We start from the raw sequence: 18,622 nt of genomic DNA on the forward strand, positions 1-18,622 counted from the left end.
AGGTATGACGCAACAACTTGCCTTGTTGGGCGGTAACCCGGTGCGCACAGCACCTTTGCCTGCCTACAACACTTTGGGGCCGGAGGAACGTGCTGCGGTAAATGCGGTGCTCGACAGCGCGGTGCTATCGCGCTTTCTTGGAGCATGGACACCCGACTTCTACGGCGGAGACAGGGTCCAGGCGCTGGAGCGAGCCTGGGAGAAGCATTTCGATATCGCCCACGCGGTCTCGATGAACTCAGCAACATCCTGCCTGTACGCGGCAGTAGGGGCGCTGGGTATTGGGCCTGGAGATGAAGTCATTGTTTCGCCCTACACCATGTCGGCCTCTGCAGTGGCGGCAGTGGTTTACGGTGCGATACCGGTATTTGCCGATATCGATCCTGCTACGTTCTGCCTGTCTGCCGAGACGATAGCTGCGCGTATTACATCGCGCACCAAGGCGATTATCGTGGTCGACATTTTCGGCCAACCCGCCGATTTTGGCCCCATCATGACCTTGGCGCGCCAACATGGTCTGCGGGTGATTGAAGACAATGCCCAGGGGCCGGGTGCACGTTATCACGGGCGATATAGCGGTACGCTGGCTGACATCGGCATTTTCAGCCTGAACTATCACAAGACCATCCATTGCGGAGAAGGCGGCGTTGCCGTGACGATGGATGCGGAACTCGCCGAGCGTATGCGGCTGATTCGCAACCACGCTGAAGCGGTAACCAAGCCCAAGGGTGAAACCAACCTCGTCAATCTGGTCGGTTTTAATTACCGTATGACTGAAATCGAAGCGGCGATTGCAGCGGAACAACTGAAAAAGTTGCCGACCCTGCTTGCCGCCCGGCAAGCCAATGCCACCCGGCTGAGTGAGCGGCTGGCAGGATTGCCGGGTATTCAGACACCCTTTGTACAGCCCAGCGTCGAGCATGGTTGGTACGTCTATGCCATTAAATATGATGCGAGCCTCAGCGGCGTGCCGCGCGCCAAGTTGGCGCAGGCGCTGCGGGCCGAGGGTATTCCGGTTGGCGAAGGCTATGTGGAACCGCTCTATCTGCAACCCATGTACCAGCAGCGCATTGCCATCGGCCGCGATGGCTTTCCCTTTACCTATCCGGGTTACCAGGGTGAACTCAACTACGCGCGCGGCCTGTGTCCGGTTACCGAGCAGATGCATTTTCAAACACTGCTCTATGCCGATTATGTCCACGCTGGTCTTTCCCTGGCCGATGTGGACAGCATCGCCAATGCCTGGGAAAAAGTGCTGACCCAGATCGATCACCTACGTGAGGACAGAGCATGATTGCAGCCCCGCCGTTTTTACGCGGCCCACGTGTGGAACTGCGCGCTTTGAGCGAAGCGGATGCCGATGGCGAGTATGTTGAGTGGCTGAATGATCCTGAAGTCTGCGCAGGCAACAGCCACCATGTTTTTCCCTATAGCCGCGAGGCTGCGCGCGAATTTATTCGCAGCCATCAACAACGCCAGGACAGCCTGACCCTCGCCATCGTCATCGCCGATAGCGGTCGCCACGTCGGCAATATCGCGCTCAGCCAGATCCACCCACGCCACCGCTCGGCCGAGTTCGCCATTCTGCTGGGCGATCGCAGCGTATGGGGAACCGGAATCGGCTATGAGGCCGGACTATTGTTGGTCGAGCATGGTTTTAAGGCGCTCGGTCTGAATCGTATCTATTGCGGTACTTACGCAAGCAATATCGCGATGATGGCCTTGGCCTACAAGCTGGGTATGCAGGAGGAGGGCCGTCGTGTCGAAGCAGCCTGGAAGAACGGGCAGTTCGTGGACGTCGTGGAGTTCGCTGTCCTGGCGAAGGCATTTCTCGCGGTATAGGTTGGGAAGCCAGCCTGTCCTGGCGAGTATACGCAATCAACCATCATCATCGCCCTGGCTGGCAACACAGGGCAACAGATAGGAAGCAAGTAAAAGCGGGGCAGTAGCAAACCAAACACCAAAGACGGGAACGCAAAATGAGTGACAACAAGCAAGCGTTGATCGATTGGAAGACCGATGCCTGGAAGGATGCGGGCATGGTGTCGTGGTACTCCAAGCGGATGTTCGAGAATACCGGCACCAACCAGCTCAAACACCAGTTGGAAATGCGTTATATCGAGCGCTTTGCCACGGGCAAGCGGGTGCTTGATGTGGGTATCGGTACCGGACGGGGCTCCATTCCACTTGCCCAGCGCGGCATGGATGTCACCGGTATCGACAGTTCGCAGGCGATGCTCGACGAGACCCGTCGCCTGGCCGGCAACGTGCCGATGACGCTATTGCCCGGTGATGTAGCCAAGTTGCCACTGCCCGATGCGGACTTCGACTTTCTGTTGTCACTCAATGTCGTCGTGCATTTCCCGCACTGGCGGACGATTCTGCAGGAGTGGGACCGGGTATTGAAGCCTGGCGGCCGTATCCTGTTCGATATCCATTCATTGGATCATCTGGAAGCAGTCTACGGGGCAGGTGAAGCCACACAGCGCATGGTGGCTGAGGGTGAGGCAGCGTTTGGCAGCTATATGTCGTTGGCGCGTGCAAGCGATATCGTGGCTTGGGCCGATGACAATGGCTATCGCATCGAGGCGATCACGGCGGTAGGCGGCTTCGTGGTCAGTACCCGTAATCATTGGCTCAGTAGCATCGAAACCAAGCATTGGTGGAACCGGCTGTTGGGTTGGATGACGTCGGACCCCAAACTGTTCGAGTTTGCACTTTGGTTGGAAACCGAGGTTGTCTGGCAACTGCCAACCACGGCAACCGGCCGTTTTATGGTGGTGCTCGACAAAAAGTCCGATCCTGCAGCCAACGCTGCCTGGTTGGCTGAGCAAGCACGGCTTAATGCCGCTTGGCGCGCAGGTGATGTTGCGGCTGCCATGCCGGCATTCTCTGCACCGAAGATGGAAGCTTTGCAGTCCATGGTGCCGCATCCGCGCAATACCTATTTGCTGTTCGAACTGCTTAAGATTGTGTGGTCCCATTATCCGGAACTGTCGATGCAGGGCTATGTTCCCCAGCGGGTGAGTGAACTGTTTGACGATTGGCAGCTGCAGGAGGAAATCGACCACTATGCCTTAAGGGTGGCGGGTGAGTGGCGGCGGAGCGGCGACTTTGGCGCCAAGTTTGAACACGGCGGCGTACCTTTCGGGCCTGGGATGGAATACAACCTGATGCGTGATGTGCTGGTCGATTACCTCAATATCTTCGCTCAGGGAGAACAACCATGAAGCAAGGCGCGATTCTTTCCCTGTTGTGGCCCCGCTACAGCAAGGTAATTGAGACCTTCTGCCTGAATGAACCCGGCATCGCCGTCATCTGCCCACGTGTCCATTTCGATGTGGGGTTGGCGGAGCGGCTGCAGCAAATGGGTTCGCCGATGATCGAACTCGAAAGCCTGCTCGATGAAGCAGCACACCAGCGGGTTCACCAAGGCGTGAACGATGGATTGTCCAAGCTGGTGCACTATTTCACCACCACGGGTTGGGAGGATGGCTGCACCACGCTGGAGCTCGATGAAAAGCGCTTTCAGCCCATACTCAAAGCGCGGGCCGATGCGGAAGTGCCCGGCTTGGTGCATTTGCTGGAAGGGCTGCAACTGGCATTTGATCAGTTCGACATCCGCCTCATGGTGGTCAGCGAGGACCTGACTTCTGCGTCCAAGACGGCTGTTATCTGGGCCAAGCGTCAGTCGATTCCCAGTTTACAGGTGATGCATGGCGTGGCGCTCAGCAAGCCGTACACCGTGCATGGCGCATTGTTTGCCGATTCGCTGGCAGTCTACGGGCAGCGTGGTCTGGAGAGCTATCTCGACATCGGTGTCGACCCCAAACGTTGCTATATCACCGGCAACCCAGCCTGGGATGCCTATCCGACCCATATCAGCCGGCGTGCGGAATACCGCAATAACTTTGCCAAGCAGTACAACCTGGATAGCCAAAAGCCCTGGTTGGTATTTGGCACCACCTGGGCGGCGAATCTGACGGCGGTGGGCGACCCATTGGCGTTTGAAGGCGGTGTACGGCAGTTTCTGATGGCGGTAAACGAGCTACACGAGGCCGGCATTTCTGCCGAATATGTGCTCAAAGATAGAGCAGGCTCGCATCTGGACGGCGCAGCTGAGGTGGCGCGTATCGCCCGGGAACTTGGCCTGCCGGAAGACGCTTATCGCTACAGTACGAGCGGTGCTGAGGAATGGGTGGTGGCTGCCGATGTGGTGGTGGGCACCGACTCGAACCTCCAGGTCGAGGCTATGCTGGCCGGTACACCGGTGGTGAACCTGATGAACTGGTTCGGCATGCGGCTGGGGCCGAGCTTCGATGTGGAAAGCGGCGTCGTCGAAGTGGTGCCAGGTGAGCTGGGGCCTGTGCTGGCCCACTTGGCTGATAGTGTCGATACCCGTAATCACCTTGCGAGCAAAGTCAAGGAAGCGGCATCGCGTTACAACGTCGGTTTGGATGGATTGGCGCATCAGCGCGTTGCCGAGTTGATGCGGCAGTTGCTGCGACCGAATGCACCGACCAAATACCTGTGGCAGGAGCTGCTCGATGTCGAGCATATGGATGCGACCGGCTACCACGATGGACGCCGCCCCGACCTGGTAGAGATGTTTACCAACGACCCCAAACTGTTGCTCGACATCGGCTGTTCGGCAGGAGGAACCGGTTTTGCCTTCAAGCAGAAATACCCGGAGGCGAAGGTCTGGGGAGTGGAAATCAACTCAGCTGCTGCAGAAAAAGCGGCAACCCGGCTCGACAAGGTGCTCAATGGCAAGTTTGAGGACTTTGACTTGGTCGCGGAGGGGATCGAGCCTGGCACGCTAGACGCGGTGATTATCGCGGATGTGCTTGAGCATATGTACAACCCCTGGGATGTGCTGATGCGGCTTAAACCCCTGCTTTCACCGAAGGGGCAGATCGTCACCAGTATTCCCAACACCCGCAATGTCGGGTTGATGGAGGATCTCGCCCGTGGCTACTGGCGCTATGACGCCTGGGGTCTGCTCGATATCACGCATATCCGCTTCTTTACCTATAAGGAAATCAAGCGCTTCTTCCACGAGACTGGTTATCACATCATCAAAACGGTGAACGGCATCGACCCACGGTTACGTTCGTTGTTCGATCTGTTCTCGCCCAAGGTGCCGTGCGATATCGATTGCGGCAAGATGGTGATGAAAGGCGTGACGCTCGATGAGCTGAGCGAACTTTGCTCCTTGCAGTTCTATACCCTGGTCGAACTCGGTGCCGAACCTTTAACTGACTACAATCCGATTGCCCAACCGGCAATACAGCCTGGCCAGGCTTACGAGTTGTTCCTGCATACCCATCTGCTGACCAAGGTAGAAGTCGGGCATTACGAAAAGCGGATTGCTGAGTGGGGACGCCAACCCATGGTTCATGCGGTGATTGTGGCCAGCCCGGAAACGATCACGCAGATGTCAATTACGATCCAGTCACTGGCCAACCAGTTGTATTACGGTGTTCGCTTCACTGTGCTGGCCCCATGCGACATGGTGCCAGGTTTTGTCGAGAATGATCGTATGCAGTGGCGAACCTATGAAGGGCAGCCCCATGCAGTTATCAATCAGATACTGACTGCAAGCGATGCTGACTGGGTGACTGTGCTGCAGTCGGGTGACGAAGTCGTACCGCATGGGTTGCTTTATCTGATGGAGGGCGCGTATAGCCACCCTGACTGGCGGGTTATCTACACAGATGAGGACAGACGGGAAGAAAGCGGTCGGCACGCGCTGCCGTATTTCAAACCCGACTTTTGCCCGGATTATTTCCTGGCTTTGCCCTATCTTGGCGACTTCTTCCTCATCCGGCAGGATGTCTTTGCCCAATTGGGCGGATTTTCCTCCGAAGCCCTGGGGGCTGCCAACTTCGACCTGTTATTGCGAGTACAAGAGCAATGCGGCAATGCGGCGTTTGGACACATCAGTGATGTGCTCTATCACCGTACGGAAAAACGCAGCCTCGATACGCTGCCCACTCAGGAGAGCATCGCGGCCGGCCAGGTCGCACTGGTCGACTCGCTACGTCGACGCAAAGTGGATGCGGAGGTCGTAGGGGGCAGTCTGCCAGGTACTTATCGGGTACGGTACCAGCATGCCAACCAACCCCGTGTGTCGATCATCATGTTGACGCGGGAGCACCTTGCCGACCTGCAGCGCACGCTGGAAGGTGTGCTCAATAGTACTAGCTGGCCCGACTACGAAATACTGCTGATCGATACCGGCAGTGAAGACCAGGCGACGTTGGGCTATCTCGCGGAGTTGGATCAGCTGGGTGACGATCGCCTACGCGTATACAGGGTGACGGGTGAGCTCAATTTCTCCAAGCTGCGTAATCAGGCGGCGGCAGAGGCGACAGGCGAGTATCTGCTGTTCCTGGATAACGATATTGCGCCGATCCAGCCGGAATGGCTGGCAGAGATGATGGCGGAAGCCCAACGCGCCGAGGTGGGTGTGGTCGGGCCGCGTCTGCTCAGACCGGATGGCACGGTCGATGATGCCGGTCGTATTCTTGGCTTGCTGGGTGTTGCTGAGAGTCCATTCGTTGGGTTGCGGTTCGATGAGCCGGGTTACTACGGCCGTTTGCAAACCACCCAGAACTATTCTGCGGTATCGGGCAGCTGCTTGTTGATCCGCCGAACGGTATTTCAGCAGGTCGGTGGCATGGACGAATCATTCGACCTTTACCAAGCCGACCACGACCTTTGCCTGCGCGTAGGTGCAGCGGGTTACCGTGTTATCTGGACGCCTTATGCCAATCTGATCCATATGCGTGGTACCAGCCTCAACGATGGTGTGTTGATTCCGGAGCCATACCGTGTTGAACGTGAACGTGCCAATCAGGCGCTGCTTTACCAGCACTGGTTGAAGCAGCTGTCGTTCGATCCCGCTTATAACAGCAACCTCATCCTGCAAGGCGGTGTATTTGAAATCGAGCCCCGCCCCCAGCTGACCAAGCAGGCATTGCCATGGAAGCCCTTGCCGCGATTGCTGTCGATACCCGGCGACAACTGGGGTTGTGGCAACTACCGCATTGTTCAGCCACACTCGGCAGCGGTGAAGCAGGGCTTGGTCGAAGGGTGGAAGTCGTTTGACCATTACCTGATGGTAGAAATCGGACGGATGGAGCCCGACACCATCGTGTTGCAAAGGCAGATGATGGACCACCAGGTTCCGTTCCTGCGTGAATACAAGCTGCAGCGGAATATCCGTCTGATCTTCGAAGCGGATGACCTGATGACAGAGGTGCCCAAGAAGAGCCTTCACCGCGCCGACTTACCACGCAATATGGGCGAGAAGATGCGTAAGGCACTAGCGTATTGCGATCGCTTTATCGTCACGACGGAGCCGCTCAAGGAAGCCTTTGCCGATATGCATGACGATATCCGCGTGGTGCCTAATTCCATCGACTTTGATATATGGGGTGAATTCAAGCCACGCCGCCAAGCAGGGAAAAAGCCCCGTGTAGGTTGGGCGGGCGGTATCAGTCATGGCGGTGATCTCGAAATCATCTACGACGTTGTGCGGGAATTGGCCGATGAAGTGGAATGGGTATTCTTTGGCATGGCGCCCGATCCGCTGAAGGATTTCATATCCGACATACGTGCCGGGGTGTCGTTTGAGGAATACCCGCGCCATCTTGCCAGCCTCAATCTGGACCTTGGTATTGCACCGTTGGAACTGAATGCTTTCAATGCCTGCAAGAGTAATCTGCGCATTCTGGAATACGGGATACTCGGCTACCCCATGATCGCAACGAACTGGACGCCCTATCAGGGTGACTACCCGATCACGCTGGTGGAAAACCGTAAGTCGGATTGGATAAAAGCCATACGCGAGCATATCCACGACCTGGATGAGACCGCTCGTCGTGGTGATCGGTTACGGCAATATGTAATAGACAATTGGTTGCTGCAAAACAGATTGCCGGCATGGATGTCGGCATGGTTTGACTTTTAAGGGCCGCTAACAGAACCCTTCTGGCGTTGTTGCGCAAGCTTGCCGTACCCACCGTACTGTCTACGCTTGCGTGCCTAGCCAGAATCGCTTTGCTGGGTTTGGTTAGCGACTCTAGCCGGCAAGATTTGCAGTCTTGCCGGAATTTTTTGCCGGCCGGCCCTAAAGTTCCATCAGTGCTCGTCGATAAAGGGAGCAAGGCGTTGACCGCCTGGTTAGTTCAACCTTAGCCCCCAGTAGGAGACGAGATCATGCAAGTCATCAACACCAATATCCCGTCGCTCAACGCCCAGCGGAATTTAAGTAGAACCACAGAAGGCCTGAGCACGTCGCTGCAACGCTTGTCTACCGGCTTGCGCATCAACTCCGCTAAGGATGATGCAGCCGGCCTGTCGATCGCTTCACGCATGACCTCCCAGATTCGCGGTATGGATCAGGCCCGTCGCAATGCGAATGACGGTGTCTCCCTGGCGCAGGTGGGTGAAGGCGCACTGGGCCAGATGAGCGATCTGTTACAACGCATCCGCGAACTCGCCGTGCAGTCTGCCAACGGTACGAACTCTGTATCAGACCGCGCTTCGCTGAATTCAGAAGTATCCCAACTGACTGCTGAGTTGGACCGGTTCGCCATCACTACCGATTTCAACGGACAAAAGCTGTTCGACGGTTCCTTCGGTACTGCCGCTTATCAGATAGGTGCCAATGCCAACGAAGTGGTTACCGCAACAACCGCCAACTTCCGCACCAGCAACTACGGTACTTACCAGCTACGTAGCCAGCTAGCCCTGGCGACATTCGCCCAGACCGGTACGGTATCCGGTACTGTCATCAGTGGTGGTACCTCCGGTGCTGTGCTCGACTCACGCAATGCCAACGGTTCTGGCGCGATCAGCATTAACGGTGGTAATGGTGGTGCAACCATCACCAACCTCAGTTCCGGTTCTTCAGCACGTGATGTCGCAGCCGCCATCAATGCAACCAACACCGGTGTACGCGCCAGTGCACGTACACAGGCACTGGTTCAGTTCAACGTCAGCTCTGCAGGTGGTATCGGTGCTACCTCCGGTACGACGGATGGGGTGAGCGGTAACGGTCTCTCGTTCTCGGTTAACGTCACCGGCTCGAACACCCAGGTGGTGAACGTCACCTTCAAGGTGGGGGATAACCGCTCGTCGGCAGGGTTGGCTGAAGCCGTGCAGGCCTTTAACGACCGTGCTTCGCAGACAGGTATCACAGCACGCCTGAACGACACGGGGAACGCCATCATCCTGTCTAACGACGATGGTAGCGACATTGTGCTGCAAAGTGTTTCGACGGCTGTCGATACAGCATCGACCGGTGTCGTCTCGCTCGCGACAGGCGGTCTTGGCGGTACACCGATCTCCGGCGCTTACCATATGAGTGCGGTTGGCTCTGGCGGTTCGGCGGGGGGCGCAAGTCAGACTTCAGGCTTCCTGTTACGTATCGGCGGGCAGGTAACACTGGATTCCGACAAGAGTTATTCGATTTCGGCACTAAGCGGTACTACATTCCAATCTGGTGTGTTCGCCTCCTCTGGTTCGACACCTAACGCCACATCAGGCCGTGCACTGATCTCAGGGAACAGCCTAAGCTCTAACCTTGTGGCAGTGAATGCACTGGATGTGACGACAGTGGACGGTGCCAACCAGGCACTACGGATTGTGGACAGTGCACTATCGGTGGTGAACGGACAACGCGCCAAGTTTGGTGCCCTGCAAAACCGCTTCCAAGCAACGATTGCTAACTTGCAGACGGCTTCTGAAAACATCTCGGCATCCCGCTCACGGATTCAGGATGCTGACTTTGCCTCTGAAACGGCAAACCTGACCAAGGCACAGATCTTGCAACAGGCTGGTACTGCGATGCTGGCACAAGCCAACGCGCTGCCGAATCAGGTGCTCACTTTGCTCCGCGGTTAATCAGACAACTGATCGCTGATAACGTAGAGAAGATCCGCCCCGGCAGCGCCAACTGGCGAGCTGGGGCTTTTGCCTAGGAGTAGCCATCATGCAAGTACAAGCAGTCGGTGTTTCGCTGGTACAGACCGGCAGCCAAACCGAGGCTCAGGCCCCGCGTAAGGCGATACAGAGCGAGCAGGAGGTGGCCTCACCGCAAAGCACAACCCCGGCGGGGGCGGCCAACAAACCTGATCGCGCGGACGATAAACAACTCAGTGTCGAAGAGTCGGTCGAGAAACTGAATGAAACGGTGGCGGCATTCAATCGCAGCCTGCAGTTCAGCATCGACAAAGACACACGGATGAATATCGTCAAGGTCGTGGATGTGAGTTCGAAGGAAGTAATCCGACAGATTCCATCCCAGGAAGTCGTTGAGATTGCGAAAGCAATCGATAAATTGCAGGGCCTGTTGTTGAGTGACAAGGCTTAGCGCAGGACCCGCGGAGCGACCAGGAGTCGCGGAACGGAGGGTAGTACGATGGCGATCACATCCACAGGCCTGGGGTCAGGGCTGAAAATTGAAGAGCTGGTCACCCAACTGGTTGCAGCCGAACGGGACCCAGCTCAGAAGCAATTGACAGCGAAAGCCACCGCCGCCACCGCCAAGCTCACTGCGTTGGGGATGGTGCGTGGCGCATTGTCTTCGTTTCAGTCCTCTGTCCAGGCGCTTGAAAGTGCCTCTCGCTTTATTACTCCCGTCACCACTTCCTCCGATTCAACCAGCGTCAGCGCTACCGCTGCAGCATCCACCCCACTTGGAAGCCATGCCATATCGGTTTCTCAGTTGGCGCAAAACCAGCGTATCAAGAGTGAGGTGTTCAGCAGTGTTGATACGGTTGTCGGTACGGGCAAGCTGATCATCGACTTTGGCACCATTGCGGATGCGACGACGGGTAACCCGACAACCCCTAACGGCAGCGGCATCTACAGCAATGCCAAGTTCACGACCAATACCAAACAGTCGACTGCCACCATAACCATTGATTCGCAGCACAATACACTGAGCGGTATACGTGAAGCGATCAATTCGGCGCATGCTGGCGTAACGGCGTCCATCATCAACGATGGCAGTGGTTTTCGCCTGGTGTTGTCGTCAGATGCGACGGGTGAATCGAACTCGATGCGTATTACCGTGGTCGACCCTGACCTCAGCAGTACCGATACCAATGGATTATCGAAGCTGGCGTACGACGTTACCCGCGCAAGTGCCAGTGGACAGAACCTGGCGGAAGTACAAAGCGGAAAAAGCGCCAAGCTGAAGGTTGATGGAGTGGATATTACTTCGGAGTCAAATACTCCGTCGGATATCCTGACCGGAATTTCGCTGAATTTACAGAAGGTCACGACATCACCCGTAACGATTACTATCGGACGTGACCCAACCAATACAAGCAAGCTGATGGAAACATTCGTCAATGCCTACAACGAATTGAACAAAACCATCAGCGACGTCAGTTACTACGACAAAGCGACAGGCAAGTCGGGGGCCTTACAAGGCGAGACGGTCGTACGCTCCTTGCAATACGCGCTGCGTGGCGCCATGAATGGTCAACTTGCGGGCGGCACATTTACCCGCATGAGCGATGTCGGCATCGGCTTTACCAAAGACGGTACGATGACGTACGACAGCAGCAAGTTCAATGCTGCTGTCACGAAAGATGCAGCGTCTGTTGCTGCATTGTTCGGTAGCTATGGCGTCGCCACCGATACACAACTTTCTTATGTCAGCTCCACCGGTGCGACCAAGCCCGGCAAGTATGCGGTGTCCGTCAGCCAGATGGCGGCTCAAGGCTTCCTGACGGCAGGTGCAGCGGTACCGGCAGCGACCAATATCAATCTGACGGCTACCACCAATACGCTGACGGTAACTGTCGATGGCGCAACCTCCGGTACCATCACGTTAAACGCCGCGAACTACGCCACAACAGCCGACCTGGCCGTTGAACTGCAGGCCAAAATCAACGGCGACCCTACGCTTAAAGCAGCCGGCGCCGGTGTGGCAGTCAGTTTTGACGCAGGCACCCAGAAATTCACACTGACTTCGAACCGTTATGGGTCTACCTCAACGGTTGCGATTAGTTCGATCAGCTCTGATCTTAATACGGCTTTGGGCTTTGCAACCTCAAATACAGGTACTGCGGGCTTGGATATTGTAGGTTCGATCGGTGGTAACGCAGCAACAGGGAGCGGCCAATACCTGACAGGAAGTGGCGCAGCCGTTGGGCTTAAGGTATTAGTCTCGGGCGGTGCTGCTGGTGCGCGGGGGACGGTTTCGTATAACCGTGGTTTTGCTTACCAGCTCGATGATGTGATCACCGCGCAGACTTCCGCCAATGGGGTGATCGCGGGACGGACCAATACACTCAACAGTGCGATCGATGGTCTGAATACGCAGTTCACTAAACTTACCAGCCGCATGGATGAGTTGGAAAAGCGTTACCGTGCTCAATTTACCCAGCTCGATATCACGATCTCTAAATTGCAAAGTACAGGTACCTTCCTTACCCAACAATTGTCAGCACTCAATCCGCGGTCGTCGTAATGATGTGCACGCAAGGATGAATGGAGCATGCCTGCCAATGTCAAAAATGCGCTGAATGCCTATGGACAGAGCAGCATTGAGCAGGATGTCGAGCATGCCTCGCCCCATAAGCTGATCTGTCTGTTGTACGAGGGGGCGATCAAGGCGCTCTTTATGGCAAAGATGCACATGCAAAATCACGAAATCGGTCCTAAGGGAATGGCAATCTCCAAGGCGATTGCCATTATCGAGGAAGGACTGCGCAATAGTCTTGATCCGGAAAAGAATGGTGAACTCGCAGCCAATCTGGACACGTTGTACGATTACATGAGTCGGCGCCTTTTAGAGGCGAATCTGCGTAATGATGTCGATGCGCTTGATGAAGTTCAGTTGTTGCTGTCCCAGCTGAAAGAATCCTGGGAATCGATTGAAAAAACGGCAGAGACAAGCAAGGCGGAAGAAGCGCCGCCGGAGTCTGGTCGTCAACCTTTGAGCTATGGCCGTGTCTGATACCCGATTATCCGCTTACACACATTTGCTTGAACTGACACAGGGGTTGTTAGCCTTGGCCCGTGCTGAGTCGTGGGATGCGCTGCTTGATGCTATTCCTGCCCAACAGGCTGCGATGGCAAGAGTGCTCAAAGACAATCAATTCCTGTCGAATTGTCCCGCCGATATACGGTCGACGTTGACTGTATTGATTACTCAGACGGATGCAGCAAATCGGGAAATTCTTGAGCGTCTTGCCGCCTGGCGTACCCAAGTTTCAGCTATCCTTGAAGAAATCAATTCAACTCGACAAAACGGTAAGCGTATCAGTCGTGCCTATGGCGGCTGATTGCAGGGAGTAGGTAAGCGTCGCTTCGATGGGTATGGCAACATGAATGTTTTGTTGACTTTAGGTTGGCAGTGGCTAGCAGGCGCCACAATGCTTGTGGCGTGCTTGGTCTATCTCATCCTGCTTTCGGCGCGAATTACCCAGGAAAGACAGATTACCCGGCAGTTGCTCGAGCGGATCGAATACCTTGAAGACCAGCTGCAGTCCTTGCGCCGTGAGCTATCCGGCGTATCTGAACGCAATCAACCCCCTGAGCAACCCGAACCAACCAGCGAAACAGCTTATGCGCAGGCAATGCGCCTGGCTGGGCAAGGGTTGGATTCGTCGGCCGTGGCTGCAGGCTGCGGTATCTCGCGTGGCGAAGCGGAGTTGATTGTTGCCCTCTACCGTGCGTCTCAGCGCCCTTGATACGGGTAGGCGGCCATGATTCCCGCCAATGCAATTGCCTCCTCCCTCCAAGCTTATGTGAAACCAGCGGATGTCCCGTTGGTTCAGGCGGTTGATGCGCTACAGGAAATCCAAAAGCTGTTCACCATTGGCGAGCAGGTGAGGGCGCAGGTAACGGGCATGCTGTCCAGTGGTCGTTATGCGGTGCTGGTGAAGGACCAGCTCCTGGATCTGAATCTGCCGCGTAACACCGAAGAAGGCACGACTTTCGATATGCGGGTGGTGGCGAACTCACCCCGCCTGACTTTCTTACTGCCTCGTCTGCAAGCAGGTACAGATGCACCGCCGTTGCCGCCTCAGCAGACTTTGCCGGATTCCTCGAGCAATGTGGAACTGAGCGGTACCGCTCGGTTTCTGGGGGAGTTGATCGCAGAAAATGCCGATCAGCCCGACAGGCCGGCAATGGTCCGTATGCAGCCAGTGTTGCAGCCTCTTGTGCCGGATAGTGCAGAACCACCAGATACCACCAAACTGGCTGAAGCACTCAAGCAAGCGCTCAGCGAAGGCGGCTTGTTTTATGAGTCGCATCTGGCCGAATGGGCGCAGGGTTCACGATCGCTTAGTCAATTGATGAATGAGCCCCAGGCGCGTTTTGGCGAACAAGCCAAAGCGCTATTGGAGAATCGTCGTACTGATAAAACAAAAGGTGAGCGACCTGCGGGCAATTTGGTGGAACAGTTACTAGGAAGCGATCAGGAAGATGAAGCAACGCCCCATCAAGCGCTATCGGCCGGATTAAGTGAGGGCCTGCCTAACGAGCTGGACAACATGCCGCAAGTGGCGCGCCAGATGATACAGCAGCAATTGCAGCTGCTCGATCAGCGCCAGCTTGCTTGGCATGGGTTTGCTTGGCCTGGGCAGTCACTGCAGTGGGAAGTGGAAGAGGATGGTGGCAATCGTAGCGATAGCGAGATTGAAACTGAGAAGGTATGGCGTACCCGATTACACCTGACTTTGCCCTATATGGGCCAGGTGGACGCCCTGATCAGTTTACGTGGACAGAACCATGTAGATGTCGCTTTCCTGGTGAAGCAACCAGAAACCGCAACGCGGATTCGCGATGCCCAGTCGCGTTTACAACTGCAGTTCGAGGCGGCCGGTCTGGCGCTTGATGCCAACCAGGTGATGGTCGATGAGGATGGGCAGTAGTGATGGCGAAATATCGTCGCGCCCTTGTTCCGGAAGCGGTTGCACTGGCTTATCGGGAGGGTAGTAACGCCCCTCGTGTCGTTGCGAAAGGGCGTGGCCTGCTGGCGGAAACAATCATCGAAAAAGCACGGGATGCCGGTGTTTTTGTCCACGAATCCCCTGAGCTCACAGCGCTATTGATGCAGGTCGATCTGGACCAGCAAATTCCCACTGAGTTGTATCGTGCTGTGGCTGAATTGCTGGCGTTCATTCACTTCCTGGAAAATGGCGTTGAGGTACCTGCACCTGTATTTGAACTGCCTGCCCAGACCCCGGATAAGAGCACGCCAGACCAATGAAATCCTGGCTTTAAGAACGCGCTACTCCTTCGTTTTTGCCCATGTTAGTAATTCAACCAACGTCACACCGTATGGGTAGGTGATTGTTCGGTTACGCCTCAATCTCCCTATACCATAAGCAACCGCACAGTAAGGCAGTGAGCAGGCTACAAGGGCGGCAAGTTATTGCCGCCATGATTTTCTGGGCCGGCAATGGCTGCCAGTGGCTTGCCGCCTTAGAAAAATCCCCTCCGGCATTGTCGCCTGTTTCCGTTATTTATGGCGGTAGACAAGGCCTTCTTCTAAAGAACCTGCACTGAATTCACCTATGTCCAGATGAAAATACATCTGGCACACCCCTTGCTGATAGCCCTACGTCCAAACCGTCGAGGGCATTAGAAATGAATGTGCTTAGACCGAAATGCTTGCAGGAGCATCGTCGTACCGCCGTACCGGTGGTAAGTGGCTTGGACGGGACGCAAGAGCGAGGTGGGGTATGAATGGACATTAACCAACGTACTCCCCACGCAAGGGTTTGCAGGCTTTATCCGTTGCGTCTTGTAGTCGGTTTGTTGCCCGGGGGCAAGGGTAGCAACCGTGGGGAAATGAAAGCATAAAAGCCACGTTTCCATTCGGTGATCGACATTGACCGCGTCCTGCTACCCAGGGCACACGGCGAAGGAGAGCAATCATGCAAGTAATCAACACCAACATACCGTCGCTTAACGCGCAACGGAATCTGGATACCTCAAAAGGCAGTCTGGAAACCTCGTTGCAGCGTCTTTCGACAGGATTACGCATCAACTCTGCGCGAGATGATGCAGCAGGTTTAGCGATTTCTGAGCGGATGACCTCACAAATCCGCGGCTCTGACCAAGCCAGACGTAATGCGAATGACGGTGTGTCACTGGCGCAGGTAGGTGAAGGCGCCTTGACCCAGATGGGCGACATTCTGCAACGTGTGCGTGAGCTGGCTGTACAGTCGGCAAATGCCACCAATTCTGCTCAGGACCGCCAGGCCCTGAATTCAGAAGTCAACCAGCTGGTTGCCGAGCTCGATCGTTTCTCGGTTGTGACCGACTTCAACGGACTTAAATTGTTCGATGGCAGTTACGGCAGTGCCATCTACCAGGTTGGCCCGAACGCGAATCAGACGATTACGGCGACGACCGCCAACCTGCGTACAAACAACTATGGCAGTTATCAGATCACGAATGTGACGCAGCAAGCGACTTTCGCGGTTACCGGTACCTATACAGGGACGGTATTTGGCGGCCAGGCGGCCAGCGGCGGCGCAGTGATCGCCGGGTCGGGCGGCGCATCAGGCAGCTTGTCCATCAACGGTGGCAACGGCGGTGCAACGCTTTCCACGCTGACGTCTGCCTCGACAGCACGTGATGTCGCGGCTGCCATCAATTCTTCGAATAGTGGTGTAAGGGCAACGGCGCGTAACGTGGCGAATATCCAGTTTGCCAATACGACCGGCCTTTCCTATTCGATAAACATTACCGGGGCCAACAGTACCCCTGTCAACGTCACCTTCCAGGTTAAGGACGGTCGCACTGCTGCTGGCCTGTCGGAAGCGATCCAGTCGTTCAACGACCGCTCTTCCCAGACAGGTATTACCGCACGGCTAAACGACACGGCGAACGGTATCGTGCTGACGAATGACGATGGCAGCGACATTATCCTGCAATCGGTATCGACGGCGGAGAACGGTGCTGTCTGCGGCACAATTTCCTTGTCTACTGGTGGCTTAGGCGGTGTTGCGCTCGCATCGGCATTCACTATTACAGCAAACGGTTCAGGTGGTGCAGCAGGTGGGGCAAGCGCCACGTCTGGTTCCGTGCTCAAGATTGGTGGCCAGATCACGCTTGATTCGGACAAGAGCTACTCGATTTCAACGAGCTCAATGGGCTTTCATAGCGGTACGATTGCCTCGTCCGGCACAACAATCAATGCGACTTCCGGTATGTTCCTCAACTCGGGCACCAGCCTTGGGTCTTCACTGGCGGCGGTCAGTGTGCTGGATATCAGCAGCGTCGCGTCAGCCACACAAGCCTTGCGCATCGTCGACAGTGCATTGGCGACAATCAATGGCCAGCGAGCTGCCTTCGGTGCCTTGCAGAATCGTTTCATGTCCACGATCGCAAACCTGCAGGTCTCAGCAGAGAACCTGACTGCATCCCGCTCGCGGATACGCGACGCGGACTTTGCGCAGGAAACCGCCAGTCTTACCCGTGCACAAATTCTTCAACAGGCAGGTACGGCAATGTTGACGCAAGCCAATGCCTTACCCAATCAGGTCCTGTCGCTGCTGCGTAGTTAAGCCCCCGGATACTGGGCAGCAGTCTTTTCGGCCAGCGGCTAACCCCGCTGGCTTTTTTGCGTTTAATGGCTCTAGCCAGCAAGTTGGTCAAGTTGGAAGGAAGCCCCTTCATCCAATGCCAAGGTATTACACAGCCAGGGCAGGGTGGTTTTCAGTTCATCGTGCAGCATCCAAGGCGGGTTCAAAATGAATAGACCGCTGCCATGCATGCCGAAGCCATCATCACGTGGGCGATGTACATTCAAACTGGCGTGCAGCCAGCTTTTTACGGGGAGCGTTTTCAACCGGTTAACCATCTGGTGTGGTTCCGGGCGCTGCAGGATCGGATACCAAAGCGCATAGACGCCAGTAGGAAAACGTTTCAGGGAGTCCTCCAGCGCACTGACTACACGTTGATAGTCTTGCTTGTCCTCGTACGGTGGGTCAATCAACACCAAGGCGCGACGCGGTGGTGGCGGCAACATCGCTTTCAAGCCGGCAAATCCATCACCCTTTTGAGCCAACGCCTGGCGGCCAGCATTGGCCATATTGGCTTCCAACAATGGGAAGTCGGTAGGGTGCAGCTCGAATAAGCGCAGTTTATCGGCCGGGCGTAACAGCGAACGCGCTACCAAGGGTGAGCCGGGATAAAACTTCAGCTTGCCGTCTGGATTTAGATCCCGCAGCAGTTGGACATAGTCGGCAAACCCCGCTGGCAAATCCTGCCGTTGCCATAGCCGGGCAATACCTGTGGCGTATTCAGCATTCTTGGCGGCATAGTCACTGTCGAGCTGGTAGCAACCAGCACCGGCATGGGTGTCGATATACCAGTAGGGCTTGTCCTTCTGGTTGAGATAACCAAGCATGCGGGCAAGCACGTAGTGTTTGAGTACATCGGCGTGGTTACCGGCGTGAAAGGCGTGGCGATAGCTAAGCATGGCAGACGGGTTTGAAAGGCAGGGCCGGATTTTAGCTCGGCTGGCGACATCGCGCCGGCTTGATAATCATATGCCAATTCGTTTTATAAAATCAGCTGTACTGTCTGTTAAAACATAAGAAGGCAGAGTGTTGCGTCGTTTTTCAAGCAA

General features: G+C 55.7%; 14 protein-coding genes. 13 read left to right on the forward strand and 1 reads right to left on the reverse strand.

Annotated features, from left to right (window positions below; translation table 11 throughout):
• Positions 1–4: 4 nt before the first annotated feature.
• From ACUHMQ_RS04670 to ACUHMQ_RS04730, 13 genes are all read left to right on the forward strand, one after another.
• The gene (locus tag ACUHMQ_RS04670; protein ID WP_445294282.1) at positions 5–1,294 is read left to right on the forward strand and encodes a DegT/DnrJ/EryC1/StrS family aminotransferase; all 1,290 of its coding nucleotides are present in this window, start codon (positions 5–7) and stop codon (positions 1,292–1,294) included.
• Positions 1,291–1,842 carry a GNAT family N-acetyltransferase gene (locus ACUHMQ_RS04675; protein WP_445294283.1) on the forward strand — a complete coding sequence of 184 codons (552 nt, stop codon included), beginning with the start codon at positions 1,291–1,293 and terminating at the stop codon, positions 1,840–1,842. The genes ACUHMQ_RS04670 and ACUHMQ_RS04675 overlap by 4 nt, the downstream gene beginning before the upstream one ends.
• Positions 1,843–1,979: 137 nt before the next feature.
• Positions 1,980–3,230 carry a class I SAM-dependent methyltransferase gene (locus ACUHMQ_RS04680; protein ID WP_445294284.1) on the forward strand — a complete coding sequence of 417 codons (1,251 nt, stop codon included), beginning with the start codon at positions 1,980–1,982 and terminating at the stop codon, positions 3,228–3,230.
• On the forward strand, positions 3,227–7,978 hold the full coding sequence (locus ACUHMQ_RS04685) for a glycosyltransferase (RefSeq protein ID WP_445294285.1): 4,752 nt from the start codon (positions 3,227–3,229) through the stop codon (positions 7,976–7,978). The genes ACUHMQ_RS04680 and ACUHMQ_RS04685 overlap by 4 nt, the downstream gene beginning before the upstream one ends.
• A 248-nt stretch (positions 7,979–8,226) precedes the next feature.
• Complete coding sequence (locus ACUHMQ_RS04690) at positions 8,227–9,915, forward strand: flagellin N-terminal helical domain-containing protein (RefSeq protein WP_445294286.1); 1,689 nt, start codon at positions 8,227–8,229, stop codon at positions 9,913–9,915.
• Between the two features lie 88 nt (positions 9,916–10,003).
• Positions 10,004–10,384: a flagellar protein FlaG gene (locus tag ACUHMQ_RS04695; RefSeq protein ID WP_445294287.1), complete on the forward strand. Its 381-nt coding sequence runs from the start codon at positions 10,004–10,006 to the stop codon at positions 10,382–10,384.
• A gap of 48 nt (positions 10,385–10,432) precedes the next feature.
• Positions 10,433–12,496, forward strand: coding sequence for a flagellar filament capping protein FliD (gene fliD / locus ACUHMQ_RS04700; RefSeq protein ID WP_445294288.1), 2,064 nt, complete (start codon positions 10,433–10,435; stop codon positions 12,494–12,496).
• 27 nt (positions 12,497–12,523) lie between these two features.
• Positions 12,524–12,985: a flagellar export chaperone FliS gene (fliS, locus tag ACUHMQ_RS04705; RefSeq protein ID WP_445294289.1), complete on the forward strand. Its 462-nt coding sequence runs from the start codon at positions 12,524–12,526 to the stop codon at positions 12,983–12,985.
• Positions 12,978–13,313, forward strand: coding sequence for a flagellar protein FliT (fliT, locus tag ACUHMQ_RS04710; protein ID WP_445294290.1), 336 nt, complete (start codon positions 12,978–12,980; stop codon positions 13,311–13,313). Before fliS ends, fliT begins: the two co-directional genes overlap by 8 nt.
• A gap of 42 nt (positions 13,314–13,355) precedes the next feature.
• Positions 13,356–13,721, forward strand: coding sequence for a DUF2802 domain-containing protein (locus ACUHMQ_RS04715; protein WP_445294291.1), 366 nt, complete (start codon positions 13,356–13,358; stop codon positions 13,719–13,721).
• 15 nt (positions 13,722–13,736) lie between these two features.
• Positions 13,737–14,909 carry a flagellar hook-length control protein FliK gene (gene fliK / locus ACUHMQ_RS04720; protein ID WP_445294292.1) on the forward strand — a complete coding sequence of 391 codons (1,173 nt, stop codon included), beginning with the start codon at positions 13,737–13,739 and terminating at the stop codon, positions 14,907–14,909.
• A gap of 2 nt (positions 14,910–14,911) precedes the next feature.
• Complete coding sequence (locus ACUHMQ_RS04725; RefSeq protein ID WP_445294293.1) at positions 14,912–15,247, forward strand: EscU/YscU/HrcU family type III secretion system export apparatus switch protein; 336 nt, start codon at positions 14,912–14,914, stop codon at positions 15,245–15,247.
• 670 nt (positions 15,248–15,917) lie between these two features.
• Positions 15,918–17,555: a flagellin N-terminal helical domain-containing protein gene (locus ACUHMQ_RS04730; protein ID WP_445294294.1), complete on the forward strand. Its 1,638-nt coding sequence runs from the start codon at positions 15,918–15,920 to the stop codon at positions 17,553–17,555.
• Between the two features lie 71 nt (positions 17,556–17,626).
• On the opposite strand, the gene ACUHMQ_RS04735 is transcribed toward ACUHMQ_RS04730, so the two are convergent.
• The gene (locus tag ACUHMQ_RS04735) at positions 17,627–18,472 is read right to left on the reverse strand and encodes a 23S rRNA (adenine(2030)-N(6))-methyltransferase RlmJ (RefSeq protein WP_445294295.1); all 846 of its coding nucleotides are present in this window, start codon (positions 18,470–18,472) and stop codon (positions 17,627–17,629) included.
• Between the last annotated feature and the right edge of the window lie 150 nt (positions 18,473–18,622).

The organism is Chitinimonas violaceus, from assembly GCF_052601015.1.